This is a genomic window from Pseudomonas sp. BP6, from assembly GCF_017875935.1.
Taxonomy (GTDB): domain Bacteria; phylum Pseudomonadota; class Gammaproteobacteria; order Pseudomonadales; family Pseudomonadaceae; genus Aquipseudomonas; species Aquipseudomonas putida_Y.
The window spans coordinates 5,317,224-5,330,916 of the sequence record NZ_JAGINI010000001.1 but is presented as its reverse complement, the minus strand read 5'-3'; the positions used below and the strand labels follow the sequence as shown (position 1 = coordinate 5,330,916).

General features: G+C 62.0%; 12 protein-coding genes. 4 read left to right on the top strand and 8 right to left on the bottom strand.

Annotated features, from left to right (window positions below; translation table 11 throughout):
• Nucleotides 1-160 precede the first annotated feature (160 nt).
• Nucleotides 161-1,807, top strand: coding sequence for a GMC family oxidoreductase N-terminal domain-containing protein (locus J3A98_RS24185; protein WP_209969019.1), 1,647 nt, complete (start codon nucleotides 161-163; stop codon nucleotides 1,805-1,807).
• A 97-nt stretch (nucleotides 1,808-1,904) separates the two neighbouring features.
• On the top strand, nucleotides 1,905-3,524 hold the full coding sequence (locus J3A98_RS24180; protein ID WP_176682971.1) for an MFS transporter: 1,620 nt from the start codon (nucleotides 1,905-1,907) through the stop codon (nucleotides 3,522-3,524).
• 177 nt (nucleotides 3,525-3,701) lie between these two features.
• Here the strand turns inward: J3A98_RS24180 and J3A98_RS24175 are convergent, their stop codons facing one another.
• From J3A98_RS24175 to glyQ, 4 genes are read right to left on the bottom strand one after another with little or no spacing between them, the layout of a single operon-like run.
• Entirely contained in the window at nucleotides 3,702-4,487 is a 786-nt protein-coding gene (locus tag J3A98_RS24175) for a lysophospholipid acyltransferase family protein (protein ID WP_209969016.1), read from the bottom strand.
• A 46-nt stretch (nucleotides 4,488-4,533) separates the two neighbouring features.
• Nucleotides 4,534-5,061 carry a D-glycero-beta-D-manno-heptose 1,7-bisphosphate 7-phosphatase gene (gene gmhB / locus J3A98_RS24170; RefSeq protein WP_176682973.1) on the bottom strand — a complete coding sequence of 176 codons (528 nt, stop codon included), beginning with the start codon at nucleotides 5,059-5,061 and terminating at the stop codon, nucleotides 4,534-4,536.
• Between the two features lie 3 nt (nucleotides 5,062-5,064).
• The gene (gene glyS, locus J3A98_RS24165; protein WP_176682974.1) at nucleotides 5,065-7,119 is read right to left on the bottom strand and encodes a glycine--tRNA ligase subunit beta; all 2,055 of its coding nucleotides are present in this window, start codon (nucleotides 7,117-7,119) and stop codon (nucleotides 5,065-5,067) included.
• Entirely contained in the window at nucleotides 7,116-8,063 is a 948-nt protein-coding gene (glyQ, locus tag J3A98_RS24160) for a glycine--tRNA ligase subunit alpha (RefSeq protein WP_003253126.1), read from the bottom strand. Before glyQ ends, glyS begins: the two co-directional genes overlap by 4 nt.
• A gap of 83 nt (nucleotides 8,064-8,146) precedes the next feature.
• On the opposite strand from glyQ, the gene J3A98_RS24155 reads away from it, so the two are divergent.
• Both J3A98_RS24155 and J3A98_RS24150 read left to right on the top strand, forming a co-directional pair.
• Nucleotides 8,147-8,698, top strand: a complete 552-nt coding sequence (locus J3A98_RS24155) for a DNA-3-methyladenine glycosylase I (RefSeq protein ID WP_209969012.1) — start codon at nucleotides 8,147-8,149, stop codon at nucleotides 8,696-8,698.
• A gap of 41 nt (nucleotides 8,699-8,739) precedes the next feature.
• Entirely contained in the window at nucleotides 8,740-9,627 is an 888-nt protein-coding gene (locus tag J3A98_RS24150) for a lysophospholipid acyltransferase (RefSeq protein ID WP_003253121.1), read from the top strand.
• Nucleotides 9,628-9,725: 98 nt separating this feature from the next.
• Here the strand turns inward: J3A98_RS24150 and J3A98_RS24145 are convergent, their stop codons facing one another.
• Genes J3A98_RS24145 through fmt form a run of 4 tightly spaced genes read right to left on the bottom strand, consistent with a single transcriptional unit; the run spans nucleotide 9,726 to nucleotide 13,688 of the window.
• Complete coding sequence (locus J3A98_RS24145; protein ID WP_014589214.1) at nucleotides 9,726-10,040, bottom strand: tetratricopeptide repeat protein; 315 nt, start codon at nucleotides 10,038-10,040, stop codon at nucleotides 9,726-9,728.
• A gap of 11 nt (nucleotides 10,041-10,051) precedes the next feature.
• A complete protein-coding gene (gene trkA / locus J3A98_RS24140; RefSeq protein WP_010951472.1) occupies nucleotides 10,052-11,425 on the bottom strand; it encodes a Trk system potassium transporter TrkA in 1,374 nt (457 codons plus the stop codon).
• Between the two features lie 23 nt (nucleotides 11,426-11,448).
• Nucleotides 11,449-12,759 (bottom strand): 16S rRNA (cytosine(967)-C(5))-methyltransferase RsmB, encoded by a 1,311-nt coding sequence (gene rsmB, locus J3A98_RS24135; protein WP_209969009.1) that lies wholly within the window; start codon nucleotides 12,757-12,759, stop codon nucleotides 11,449-11,451.
• A complete protein-coding gene (fmt, locus tag J3A98_RS24130; protein WP_209969005.1) occupies nucleotides 12,756-13,688 on the bottom strand; it encodes a methionyl-tRNA formyltransferase in 933 nt (310 codons plus the stop codon). The genes rsmB and fmt overlap by 4 nt, the downstream gene beginning before the upstream one ends.
• Nucleotides 13,689-13,693 lie beyond the last annotated feature (5 nt).

Below are 13,693 nucleotides of genomic sequence, written 5' to 3'. Positions count from 1 at the left end.
ACGTGGTCCCGTTGGGAGCGGGAGCGCCCGCGAAGAGGTCGGTACAGGCTTGCCACTGTGCTAAAACGCACAGCGGCTGCGCGAAATCTCGTGTTTCCACCACGAAATTACTCACTAAGATGGACCGGGACAAGAATAAAAAACAGGCGCGAGGTTGCACATGCCGTCAGCCGATTCTGTCTTCGACTACGTGGTGGTAGGGGCCGGTCCCGCCGGATGCCTGCTGGCCAATCGTTTGTCCGCCGACCCTTCCTGCCGCGTGCTGCTGCTGGAGGCGGGTGGCCGTGACAATTATCCCTGGATCCACATCCCCGTCGGTTACCTCTACTGCATCGGCAACCCGCGCACCGACTGGTGCTTCAAGACCGAGGCACAGCCTGGCCTCGGTGGTCGCGCTTTGGGTTATCCAAGGGGCAAGGTGCTAGGTGGCTGTTCTTCGATCAACGGCATGATCTACATGCGGGGCCAAGCCGCCGACTATGACCATTGGGCCGCGCAAGGCAACGACGGCTGGGCGTGGAAAGATGTGTTGCCGCTGTTCAAGGCCAGCGAAAACCACTTTGCCGGCGCCAGCGAGCACCATGGCGCGGAGGGCGAATGGCGGGTCGAGCGCCAACGCTACAGCTGGCCGATCCTTGATGCTTTCCGTGATGCCGCCGAGCAGAGCGGTATTGGCAAGGTCGAGGATTTCAACACCGGCGACAACCAGGGTTGTGGATATTTTCAGGTCAACCAGCGCAGTGGTGTACGTTGGAACGCTTCCAAAGCCTTCCTGCGGCCGATCAAGGATCGCGCCAACCTCACCGTGCTGACTGGCGTGCAGGTTGACCAGGTACTGCTCGACAGCACCCGCGCAAGGGCGGTGAAGGCGCTCTGGCAAGGGGCCTGGCATGAGTTTGCAGCGCGCCGCGAGATCATCCTCTGTGCTGGGGCGGTTGGTTCACCGGGCATCCTCCAGCGCTCCGGCATCGGCCCGCGTCAGTTGCTGGAAAGCTTGGGCATTGGTGTTCGCCACGATATGCCCGGCGTTGGTGGCAACTTGCAGGACCACCTGCAACTGCGCCTGATCTACCAGATCCGCAACACCCGCACCTTGAACCAGATGGCCAACAGCCTATGGGGCAAGATGGGCATGGGCCTGCGTTATCTCTACGACCGTAGCGGGCCCCTGGCCATGGCGCCGAGCCAGTTAGGCGCGTTCGTGCGTTCAAGCCCCGAACAGGCCACCGCCAACCTTCAGTATCACGTACAGCCGCTGTCACTGGAACGCTTCGGTGAGCCGTTGCATCAGTTCCCGGCCTTTACTGCCTCGGTGTGCAACCTGCGCCCGGCCAGCCGTGGGCGCATCGACATCTGCAGCACCGACATGAACAGCACGCCGCTGATCGATCCCAATTACCTCAGTGCTCCCCAGGACTTGCGGGTTGCTGCCGATGCCATTCGCCTGACCCGGCGCATCGTCCAGGCCCCTGCCCTCGCCGCTTTCGAGCCCAAGGAATATTTGCCGGGCCCAGCGCTGCAAAGCGAGGAAGAACTGTTCGAGGCCGCTGGCAAGATCGGCACCACCATCTTCCACCCGGTCGGTACCTGTCGCATGGGCAACGGTGCCATGGACGTTGTGGATAACCAGCTGCGCGTGCATGGCATCCCCGGTCTACGTGTAGCCGATGCTTCGATCATGCCGCAGATAACTTCCGGCAATACGTGTTCCCCCACCCTGATGATCGCCGAAAAGGCGGCGCAACTGATCCTCAAAGGAGCTGCTACCCAGACCTACCTGAACCAAGACGCGTTACCGACGCCCTGACCCGGGTGCGTGCAGTACCGGCGGCTTGCGGTCAGAAGTCGCCGACAGTGGAACAACAAGAATAATCACTGTGGCCTAACGGCCGAGGACAGCAACGATGTCGGATTACATCCAAGAGCAGGATGCGGTGGCCAGCAGCCCCAGCCGCCGTGAAGAACGCAAGATCATTTTCGCGTCATCCCTCGGGACGGTTTTCGAGTGGTATGACTTTTTTCTCTATGGTGCGTTGGCAGCGGTCATCAGCAAACAGTTCTTCGCTGGCGTGAACGATACCACCGCTTTCATCTTCGCCCTGATGGCCTTTGCTGCGGGCTTTCTGGTGCGGCCGTTTGGCGCGCTGGTGTTCGGCCGCCTGGGTGACATGATCGGGCGCAAGTACACTTTCCTGGTCACCATCGTGCTGATGGGCCTGTCCACTTTCGCTGTGGGGTTGTTGCCCACCTACGCCAGCATCGGCATCGCCGCACCGATCATCCTGGTGATCCTGCGCATGCTTCAGGGGCTGGCGCTGGGCGGCGAGTATGGCGGTGCAGCCACTTACGTGGCAGAGCATGCGCCGCCCGGCAAGCGTGGTTTACACACCGGTTTCATCCAGTCCACCGCAACGCTGGGCCTGTTGTTGTCGCTCTTGGTGGTGCTGGGTAGCCGGTATATCAGTGGCGACCAGTTCGAAACCTGGGGCTGGCGCTTGCCGTTCCTGCTGTCGATCGTGCTGCTGGCGATCTCCACCTGGATTCGCATGAGCATGCACGAGTCGCCGGCCTTTGTGAAAATGAAGGCTCAGGGCAAGGTCAGCAAGTCGCCCATCCGTGAGTCGTTCACCTCCTGGCCAAACCTGAAAGTGGTGCTTACCGCCCTGTTCAGCATCAACGCGGGGCAGGCCGTGACCTTCTACACGGCGCAGTTCTACGTTCTGTTCTTCATGACCCAGATGCTGAAAATGGACTCGGCTCAGGCCAACACCCTGCTCATCATCAGCGTTGTGATTGGCGCGCCGTTCTTCGTGTTCTTCGGCTGGTTGTCCGACCGTATCGGCCGCAAGCCGATCCTGATGCTTGGCCTGTTGCTCGCCACGGTACTGTACTTCCCACTGTTCAAGGCGCTAAGCCACTACGCCAACCCACAGATCGACGCCGCCAGCCGTCAGGCGCCGATCGTGGTCACCGCCGACCCGCAAGGCTGCACATTCCAGTTCGACCCAGTGGGCAAGGCTCGTTTCGACAGCCCGTGCGACAAGGTCAAGACCTTCCTGGTCAAGCAGGGTCTACCGTACAGTTCGGTAAGCGTGGCCGGCAGTGATGTGGTGGTGAACATCGGTGACAAGACCATCAACGGCTTTGACGAAACTGCCATGCGCACTGCAATCGAGCAGGCTGGTTACCCGGCCAAGGCTGACCCTGCGCAGGTCAACCAGGTAATGGTGGTGGTCCTGATCGTGGCGATGATCCTGATCGCGACCATGACCTATGGTCCGTTGGCGGCGGTGATGGTCGAGCTCTTCCCGACCCGCATCCGCTACACCTCGATGTCACTGCCCTACCACATTGGTAACGGCTGGTTCGGTGGTTTCCTGCCTACCGTATCGTTCGCGCTGGTGGTCTACACCGGGGATATCTTCTACGGGCTGTGGTACCCGGTGCTGGTGACCGGGATCAGCCTGGTAGTAGGGATCTTCTGTCTGAAAGAAACCAAGGATGTCGATATCGACAAAGTCTGATGCTGTCCACATGCCATAAAAAAACCGGCTGTAAAAGCCGGTTTTCTTATGCCTCAAAAAAACTTATGCACGGTTTTCAGAAAAATTTCATACATAAAAATAAATAGCAAATTCAAAGGCTTAGCTATCAATTCAAGCATTTAATCCAAAAACTGCACACAAGTTATCCACAGAAGATCATGCCATCTGCTCCTGAGGTTTTTCCTCTGCTGGCGGCAGCGATCCCATGGCCCGCTGGGTCGCTTCGTTCCAGGCTGCAGCGCGGTCGTTGAGTTCGGCGATGGCCCGTGGCCCAGTGCCGTTGGCGTACATCGGTTCGCCAATGACCACTTCGATTGTACCGGCACGCTTGCCCCAACCGGTCTTGGGCCAGAACTTGCCGGCGTTGTGGGCAATCGGCAGCACCGGCAGCCCGGCATTCACGGCAAGTGCGGTACCGCCGCGGGAGAACTTGCCGATGGTGCCGAACGGCACACGGGTGCCTTCTGGGAAAATCAGCACCCACGTCTTCTGCTTGAGCAGTTCGTCACCCTTGCTCGCCACCTGGCGCAGCGCTTCCTTGGGGTTGTCGCGGTTGATCGCGATGGGCCGCAGCATGGCCATGGCCCAGCCGAAGAACGGTACATACAGCAGTTCGCGCTTGAGCACTTGGCTTAGCGGAGAGAAGTACTGCGACAGGAAGAAGGTTTCCCAGGTGCTCTGGTGATTGGACAGAATCACGCAAGGCTCAGCTGGCACGTTCTCGGCGCCAGTGATCTTGTAGTCGATGCCCAGGATGGTGCGCACCAGAAACAGCGCGCAGCGGCACCAGTACACGTTGATGAACTTGTAGCGCTTGGGGAACGACAGGAACGGCGCGACGAAGAAGCTCAGCGAGCACCACAGCAGCGAACTGGTGCCCAGCAGCAGGTAAAAAAGAAAGATTCTGATCGCCTGCAGGATCGACATAGTGGCTTGTACCATTGCGGGGCATGCCCGCCTGTGAAAAATGCGCCAAAAGGCGCACTGTTTAAATTAGTTCTCTGGCGATAGCTGCCAGATCGTCGAAAATCAGTGTAGTTTCCGGGACACCTTTTTCCAGGGTCCGCTCGCCCTTGCCGGTCTTCACCAGCACGGGTTGTGCACCGACGGCCAGGGCGGCCTCCAGGTCACCTTTGCTGTCGCCGACGAACCAGACGCCTTTCAGGCCGATCTGGTAATGCTCGGCGATCGCCCGCAGCATGCCGGGCTTGGGCTTGCGGCAATCGCACCCTTCGTCCGGCCCATGCGGGCAATACACGATATGGCCCACCTCGCCGCCCTGCTCGGCCACCAGCGCGCGCAGGCGCGCGTGCATGGCTTCGAGGGTTGCCAGCGGGTAGTAGCCACGGGCAATGCCGGACTGGTTGGTGGCCACGGCCACCGTCCAGCCCGCCTTGCTCAACTGCGCGATCGCATCGACCGAACCGGGGATCGGCACCCATTCTTCCAGCGTCTTGATGTACGCATCGGAGTCGTAGTTGATCACCCCGTCACGGTCGAGAATCAGCAGTTTCAAGGCTTACCCCAGCAGCGAAATGTCAGCCACACCCAGGAACAGGCCGCGCAGACGGCTGAGCAGGGCATAACGGTTGGCACGCACCTTGGCGTCTTCGGCGTTGACCATGACCGCCTCGAAGAAGGCATCGACCGGGTCACGCAGGGCCGCCAGGCGGGCCAGCGATTCGCTGTACTGACGTGCCGCAGCCATCGGCTGCACGGCCTGGTCGGCCTGCTGGATGGCCGAGTACAGGGAAAACTCGTTGGCATTGTCGAAGTACTTCGGTTCGACCTGCTCGGCGATGGCACCTTCGGCCTTGCTCAGCAGGTTCGACACGCGCTTGTTCACCGCAGCCAGGGCCTCGGCTTCCGGCAGTTTGCGGAACGCCTGCACGGCTTGTACGCGCTGGTCGAAGTCCAGCGCGGAGCCTGGCTGCAGTGCACGTACCGACAGGTACGTGGCCACATCGATGCCTTCGTCTTCGTAACGCGCGCGCAGACGGTCGAAAATGAACTCCAGTACTTGCTCGGCCAGGCCGGCGGCCTTGACCTTGGCGCCGAACTGCTTGACCGCGAACTCGACCGCACCGGTCAGGTCCAGGTCCAGTTGCTTCTCGATCAGGATACGCAGCACGCCCAGAGCAGCACGGCGCAGGGCGTACGGGTCCTTGCTGCCGGTAGGCAGCATGCCGATGCCGAAGATGCCCACCAGGGTGTCGAGCTTGTCGGCGATGGCCACGGCAGCACCGGTCAGGGTCTGCGGCAGCTCGGCGCCTGCACCGCGCGGCATGTACTGCTCGTTCAGGGCCAGGGCTACATCTTCCGGCTCACCGTCGTTGAGCGCGTAGTAGTAACCGGCAACACCCTGCATTTCAGGGAATTCGCCGACCATCTCGGTGGCCAGGTCGCACTTCGACAGCAGGCCGGCACGGCCAGCGCGCTGGGCGTCGCCGCCGATCAGCGGGGCGACGAAGGCGGCCAGCCTGGAAACACGTTCGGCCTTGTCGTACACGGTGCCGAGCTGAGCCTGGAACACCACGTTCTTGAGGCGCTCGTTGAAGGTTTCCAGTGGCTGCTTCTTGTCCTGCTTGAAGAAGAACTCGGCGTCGGTCAGGCGTGGGCGCACGACCTTTTCGTTGCCTTGCACGATCTGCTTCGGATCGCGGCTTTCGATGTTGGCCACGGTGATGAAACGCGGCAGCAGCTTGCCTTCGCTGTCCAGCAGGCAGAAGTACTTCTGGTTGTCCTGCATGGTGGTAATCAGGGCTTCCTGCGGCACCTCAAGGAAACGCTCTTCAAACGAGCACACCAGCGGCACTGGCCATTCGACCAGAGCAGTCACTTCGTCCAGCAGCGCCGGCGGCACGATGGCCGTGCCTTCCTGCTGCATGGCCAGCTCGGCGGTACGCTTGCTGATCAGCTCGCGGCGCTCGGCGAAGTCGGCCAGCACGTAAGCTTTACGCAGGTCCTCGACATAGTTGGCCGGGGTGGTGATGACCACGGATTCCGGATGGTGGAAGCGGTGGCCACGGGATTCACGGCCTGCCTTCTGCGACAGAATGGTGCAGTCGACCACTTGGTCGCCCAGCAGCATTACCAGCCATTGGGTCGGGCGTACGAACTCTTCACGGCTGGTCGCCCAACGCATGCGCTTGGGGATCGGCAGGTCGTTCAGCGAATCTTCGACGATGGTCGGCAGCAGGTCTGTGGTGGCCTTGCCCGGGATGTGCTGGGAGAAGCGCAGCTTGGGGCCGCTCTGGTCGATTTCGGCCAGTTCAACACCGCACTTCTTGGCGAAGCCCAGCGCAGCCTGGGTCGGCTCGCCTTCGGCGTTGAAGGCTGCCTGCAGGGGCGGGCCGTCGATGTTGATGCTGCGGTCAGGCTGCTGCACGTCCAGCTGGCGAATCAGTACGGCCAGACGACGCGGCGCGGCGTACACCTGCTTGGCGGTGTAGTTCAGGCCAGCAGCCTGCAGGCCTTTTTCGATACCGGCCAGGAAGGCGTCGCCGAGGTTGGCGAGGGCCTTGGGTGGCAGCTCTTCGGTGCCCAGTTCTACCAGAAAATCTTGAGCACTCATTGTGCAGCCTCCAGCTTAGCCAACACTTCGTCACGCAGTTCAGGGGTGGCCATCGGGAAGCCCAGGCGTGCGCGGGCTTGCAGATAGCTTTGCGCCACGTCCCGGGCCAGGGTACGTACACGCAGGATGTAACGCTGGCGCTCGGTTACCGAGATGGCGCGGCGGGCGTCCAGCAGGTTGAAGGTGTGCGAAGCCTTCAGGACCATTTCATAGGTCGGCAGCGGCAGCTCCAGCTTGATCAGCCGGTTGGCTTCGCTTTCGTAGAAATCGAACAGTTCGAACAGCTTGTCGACGTTGGCATGTTCAAAGTTGTAGGTCGACTGCTCCACCTCGTTCTGGTGGAACACGTCGCCGTAGGTGACCTTGCCGAACGGGCCGTCGGCCCATACCAGGTCGTACACCGAATCGACGCCCTGGATGTACATGGCCAGGCGCTCCAGGCCGTAGGTGATTTCACCGGTGACCGGGTAGCACTCGATGCCGCCTACCTGCTGGAAGTAGGTGAACTGGGTGACTTCCATGCCGTTGAGCCAGATTTCCCAGCCCAGACCCCAGGCGCCGAGGGTCGGCGATTCCCAGTTGTCTTCGACGAAACGAATGTCGTGCACCAGCGGATCCAGGCCGATGGCTTTCAACGAGCCGAGGTACAGCTCCTGGAAGTTGGCCGGGTTCGGTTTGAGCACCACCTGGAACTGGTAGTAGTGCTGCAAGCGGTTGGGGTTTTCGCCATACCGCCCGTCGGCAGGACGACGGCTAGGCTGCACATAGGCGGCGTTCCAGGTTTCTGGACCCACGGCGCGCAGGAATGTAGCGGTGTGGAAAGTGCCGGCGCCTACTTCCATATCGTAGGGCTGAAGTACCACACAACCTTGAGCCGCCCAGTAGTTCTGCAGGGCGAGGATCAGGTCTTGGAAGGTACGCACGGCTGGCGTAGGCTGGCTCACGAAATTCACCTGTATCTGGGGATGCGGATGTAAAGAGCGGGAGTATAACCTGATTCGCCTCGCCCTCTACTCATTGGAGCCTTATGCCACGCTGCTTTTGGTGTACCGACGATCCGTTGTACCAGGCCTACCACGACCAGGAATGGGGAATGCCACAGCGCGACCCGGCGTTGCTCTTCGAGATGCTTTTGCTCGAAGGGTTCCAGGCGGGGCTTTCGTGGATTACCGTTTTGCGCAAACGCGAGCGTTATCGCCAGGTGATGTACGGCTTCGACCCCGTAAAGCTGGCGGCCATGAGCGACGAACGTATCGAAGAATTGATGCAGGATGCAGGCATCATCCGCAATCGCCTCAAGCTCAAGGCCGCAAGGCGCAACGCCCAAGCCTGGCTTGCTGTGGATAACCCTGCCGAATGGCTGTGGTCGTTCGTCGGCGGCTCGCCGAAGATCAACCACTTCAAGGCGCGTGGCGAGGTGCCGGCGGTTACCGATGAAGCCAAGGCAATGAGCAAGGCCCTGCAGAAAGCTGGCTTCACGTTCGTCGGTCCGACCATCTGCTACGCCTTCATGCAGGCCACGGGCATGGTCATGGACCACACCACCGACTGCGATCGCTACGCCGCCTTGTTGCGCTGAGGGGTTACAATGCGCGCCTTGCTGAAATAAGGAATTCGCCTGTGGAAAAGTTCAAAGGCGCCCTGATGGTCGGGGTGCTGCGCCTGTTTGCCAAGCTGCCCTGGGGCGCTGTGCAGCGTGTCGGCGCCGGTATTGGCTGGCTGATGTGGAAAATCCCCAACAGTTCGCGCAACGTGGTACGGATCAACCTGGCCAAATGTTTCCCGGAGATGGACCCGGTTGCCCGTGAGCAACTGGTGGGCCAGGCGCTGCGGGATATCGGTAAATCCTTTGTCGAAAGTGCCTGTGCCTGGATCTGGCCGCCACAGCGCTCGCTGGAGCTGGTCAAGGAAGTGCATGGCCTGGAAGTGCTGGAGCAGGCCCTGGCCTCGGGTAAAGGCGTGGTCGGCATCACCAGCCACCTGGGCAACTGGGAAGTGTTGAACCACTTCTACTGTAACCAGTGCAAACCGATCATCTTCTACCGCCCGCCGAAGCTGAAGGCGGTGGATGATCTGCTGCGCGAGCAGCGCGTGCAGATGGGCAATCGCGTGGCGCCGTCGACCAAGGAAGGCATCCTCAGCGTGATCAAGGAAGTGCGTCGTGGTGGCCAGGTGGGTATTCCTGCCGACCCGGAGCCGGCGGAATCGGCGGGCGTGTTCGTGCCGTTCCTTGGCACCCAGGCGCTGACCAGCAAGTTCGTGCCGAACATGCTGGCCGGTGGCAAGGCGGTAGGCGTGTTCCTGCATGCGCTGCGGTTGCCGGATGGCTCGGGCTTCAAGGTGTTCCTCGAAGCTGCTCCGGAAGAGATGTACAGCACCGATGTGAACGTATCGGCGGCGGCGATGAGCAAGGTGGTCGAGCGCTATGTGCGTGAGTACCCGAGCCAGTACATGTGGAGCATGAAGCGCTTCAAGAAGCGCCCGGCTGGCGAGCCGCGCTGGTATTAAGCCATTCACCGCCCTCTGGTAGGAGCGGGTTTACCCGCGAATGCGATGTTGGATTCACCGACGCATTCGCGGGTAAACCCGCTCCTACAAGGGCCGAGTCAACCCGCTGCTTTGTTGAGCTTCTTCAGGAATACGGTCATCTCTTTTTCGGCCTGCTTGTCACCATGAGCCTGCGCCGCCACGATCCCGTCTTCCCACGCTTTGCGCGCCGCCGCCAGGTCGCCCTGCAACTGATAGGCCTTGCCCAGCAGCTTCCACGCTGCCGAGTATTTCGGATCCTGCTCTACACAGCGCGCCAGGTGCACCGCTGCTTCAGCGCCGTTGCCTTCATCCAGCCAGGCCTTGCCCAGGCCAAACCTCAGCAGCGGGTTATCCACACCTTTGGCCAGCATCTTCTCCAGCGATTCGCGCATGCCCTCTTCTCCTAGAAGAAACTCAAGCCGACGTGGAACAGCTTCTCCACATCGCGAATATGCTTTTTATCCACAACGAAGAGGATCACATGGTCCCCTGATTCGATCATGGTGTCGTCATGGGCAATCATCACCTCTTCATCACGGATGATCGCACCAATCGTGGTGCCCGGTGGCAGCGTGATGTCCTCGATTGCCTTACCGACCACCTTGCTCGACTTCGAGTCCCCGTGTGCCACCGCCTCGATAGCCTCGGCTGCACCACGGCGCAGCGAGTGCACACTGACGATGTCGCCGCGACGGACGTGCGCCAGCAGGGTGCCGATGGTGGCGAGCTGCGGGCTGATGGCAATGTCGATATCGCCGCCCTGCACCAGGTCGACATAAGCCGGGTTGTTGATGATGGTCATCACCTTGCCTGCGCCCAGGCGCTTGGCCAGCAAGGACGACATGATGTTGGCTTCGTCATCGTTGGTCAGGGCCAGGAAAATATCGGCGTCGGCGATGTTCTCTTCGAGCATCAGGTCTTTGTCAGAGGCGCTGCCCTGCAGCACTACAGTGCTTTCGAGGGTATCGGAGAGGTGGCGACAACGCGCCGGGCTCATCTCGATGATCTTCACCTGATATCGGCTTTCGATGGCTTCCGCCAGGCGCTCGCCAATCTGCCCGCCGCCGGCGATGACAATGCGTTTATTGGTCTCGTCGATGCGGCGCAGTTCGCCCATCACCGCGCGGATATCCTTCTTCGCGGCAATGAAGAACACCTCGTCGTCGGCTTCGATCACCGTATCGCCACGCGGGGTGATCGGCCGGTCGCGGCGGAAGATGGCCGCCACGCGGGTGTCGACGTTGGGCATGTGCGCTCGGATCTGGCGCAACTGCTGGCCGACCAGCGGGCCGCCATAGTAGGCCTTCACTGCCACGAGTTGGGCCTTGCCTTCGGCGAAGTCGATCACCTGCAGCGAGCCTGGGTGTTCGATCAGGCGCTTGATGTAATTGGTCACCACCTGCTCGGGGCTGATCAGAACGTCGACCGGGATATGGTCGTTGTCGAACAGCTCTTCGCGGGTCAGGTAGGACGATTCGCGCACCCGTGCAATCTTGGTCGGGGTATGGAACAGCGAATAGGCCACCTGGCAGGCAACCATGTTGGTCTCGTCACTGTTGGTTACCGCCACCAGCATGTCGGCGTCGTCGGCACCGGCCTGACGCAGCACCGTCGGCAGCGAACCGCGGCCCTGGACGGTGCGGATGTCCAGGCGGTCGCCGAGGTCGCGCAGGCGGTCGCCGTCGGTGTCGACCACGGTAATGTCGTTGGCTTCACTGGCCAGGTGTTCAGCCAGCGTACCGCCTACCTGCCCTGCGCCGAGGATGATGATCTTCATGCGCTACTCCCTATCCTTTGTTCTTATCCGCGCGAGGCGGCGATCTTGATCAGCTTGGCATAGTAGAAACCGTCGTGGCCGCCTTCCTGGGCCAGCAGTTGACGGCCGTGGGGCTGGCGCAGGCCGGCTTCGGTCGCCAGGTCCAGCTCACGGGCGCCCGGGGTGCGCGCGAGGAAGGCTTTGATCACTTCAGTGTTCTCGGTCGGCAAGGTGGAGCAGGTGGCGTATAGCAGCATGCCGCCCACTTCCAAGGTCGGCCACAGGGCATCGAGCAGCTCGCCTTGCAGCGTGGCCAAAGCCGGGATGTCGTCGGCTTGGCGGGCCAGTTTGATGTCCGGGTGGCGGCGAATTACGCCGGTGGCCGAGCACGGCGCGTCGAGCAGAATGCGCTGGAATGGCTTGCCGTCCCACCAGCTGGCAGTGTCGCGGGCATCGCAGGCGATCAGCTCGGCATCCAGTTGCAGGCGGTCGAGGTTTTCTCGCACGCGGGTCAGGCGCTTGGCTTCGAGGTCGATGGCCACCATGTGCGCCAGGCCAGCCTCGGCCTCCAGCAGATGGCAGGTTTTGCCGCCCGGTGCGCAGCAAGCATCGAGCACGCGTTGGCCGGGGGCCAGTTCCAGCAGGTCGGCAGCTAGCTGCGCGGCTTCGTCCTGCACGCTCACCCAGCCTTCGGCGAAGCCCGGCAGGCCACGCACATCGCAGGCTTCGGCCAGCACGATGCCATCCCGGCTGTACTGGCATGCGCTGGCGCCAATGCCGGCTTCGGCCAGCAGTGCCAGGTAGGCATCGCGGCTATGGTGACGGCGGTTGACCCGCAGAATCATCGGCGGGTGGGCATTGTTGGCGGCGCAGATGGCTTCCCACTGCTCCGGCCAGAAGGCTTTCAGCGCCTTCTGCAGCCAGCGCGGGTGGGCGGTACGCACCACCGGGTCGCGCTCCATGCCGGCGAGCAGTTCCTCGCCTTCGCGCTGGGCTCGGCGCAGCACGGCATTGAGCAGGCCCTTGGCCCACGGCTTCTTCAGCTTGTCGGCACAGCCCACGGTCTCGCCGATGGCGGCATGGGCCGGAATGCGGGTGTAGAACAGCTGGTACAGGCCGACCAGCAGCAGCGCCTGAACATCGGCATCGGCTGCCTTGAAGGGCTTTTGCAGCAGCTGTGCGGCCAGCAGGTCGAGGCGTGGCTGCCAGCGTGCGGTGCCGAACGCCAGGTCCTGGGTCAGGCCGCGGTCGCGTTCATCTACCTTGTCCAGTTGCGCCGGCAGCGAGCTGTTCAGCGAAGCCTTGCCGCTGAGCACAGCGGCCAGCGCACGGGCGGCGGCGAGGCGTGGGTTCATTGGCCCAGCACCTTGCCAGCGGCGAACTTCTCGCGGCGGCTGTTGAACAGATCACTGAAGCTCAATGCCTTGCCGCCAGGCAGTTGCAGGCGGGTCAGGCTCAGGGCTTGGTCACCGCACGCAACTACGAGGCCGTCCTTGCTGGCGGAAAGTATCTCGCCTGGGGCGCCTTGGCCTGTGGACAGGTTGGCGGCCAGCACCTTGACGCTTTCACCATCCAGAGTGCTGTGACACACCGGCCATGGGTTGAAGGCGCGGATCAGGCGTTCCAGCTCGACAGCCGGGCGGGTCCAGTCGATACGCGCTTCGTCCTTGTTCAGTTTGTGCGCGTAGGTGGCCAGGGCATCGTCCTGTACTTCACCTTGCAGCGAACCGTCAGCCAGGCCGGCGATGGCCTGAATGACTGCGGGCGGGCCCATTTCGGCCAGGCGATCGTGCAAGGTGCCGCCGGTGTCGTCGGCGCTGATCGGGGTGACTACCTTGAGCAGCATCGGGCCGGTGTCCAGGCCGGCCTCCATGCGCATCACGGTCACGCCGCTTTCGGCGTCGCCAGCTTCCACGGCACGCTGGATCGGCGCGGCACCGCGCCAGCGTGGCAGCAGGGAAGCGTGGCTGTTGATGCAACCCAGACGCGGGATATCCAGCACCACCTGCGGCAGGATCAGGCCGTAGGCGACCACTACCATCAGGTCTGGTTTCAGTGCGGCCAGTTCGGCCTGCGCATCGGCGTTGCGCAGGGTCTGCGGCTGGAACACCGGGATGTCATGGGCCACGGCCAGTGCCTTGACCGCACTTGGCATCAGCTTCTGGCCACGGCCGGCCGGGCGGTCTGGCTGGGTGTAGACGGCCACGATCTCGTAGGGGCTGTCGAGCAGGGCCTTGAGGTGTTCGGCGGCAAACTCTGGAGTGCCTGCAAAGACGATGCGCATGGAGT

Bases quoted from the DNA above. Each gene is read 5' to 3' on its own strand.
- glyS (WP_176682974.1), bottom strand. From the start codon at position 7,119: ATGAGTGCTCAAGATTTTCTGGTAGAACTGGGCACCGAAGAGCTGCCA.
- J3A98_RS24145 (WP_014589214.1), bottom strand. From the start codon at position 10,040: ATGCGCGAATCGCTGGAGAAGATGCTGGCCAAAGGTGTGGATAACCCG.
- trkA (WP_010951472.1), bottom strand. From the start codon at position 11,425: ATGAAGATCATCATCCTCGGCGCAGGGCAGGTAGGCGGTACGCTGGCT.
- J3A98_RS24185 (WP_209969019.1), top strand. From the start codon at position 161: ATGCCGTCAGCCGATTCTGTCTTCGACTACGTGGTGGTAGGGGCCGGT.
- J3A98_RS24155 (WP_209969012.1), top strand. From the start codon at position 8,147: ATGCCACGCTGCTTTTGGTGTACCGACGATCCGTTGTACCAGGCCTAC.
- rsmB (WP_209969009.1), bottom strand. From the start codon at position 12,759: ATGAACCCACGCCTCGCCGCCGCCCGTGCGCTGGCCGCTGTGCTCAGC.
- fmt (WP_209969005.1), bottom strand. From the start codon at position 13,688: ATGCGCATCGTCTTTGCAGGCACTCCAGAGTTTGCCGCCGAACACCTC.
- J3A98_RS24180 (WP_176682971.1), top strand. From the start codon at position 1,905: ATGTCGGATTACATCCAAGAGCAGGATGCGGTGGCCAGCAGCCCCAGC.
- J3A98_RS24175 (WP_209969016.1), bottom strand. From the start codon at position 4,487: ATGGTACAAGCCACTATGTCGATCCTGCAGGCGATCAGAATCTTTCTT.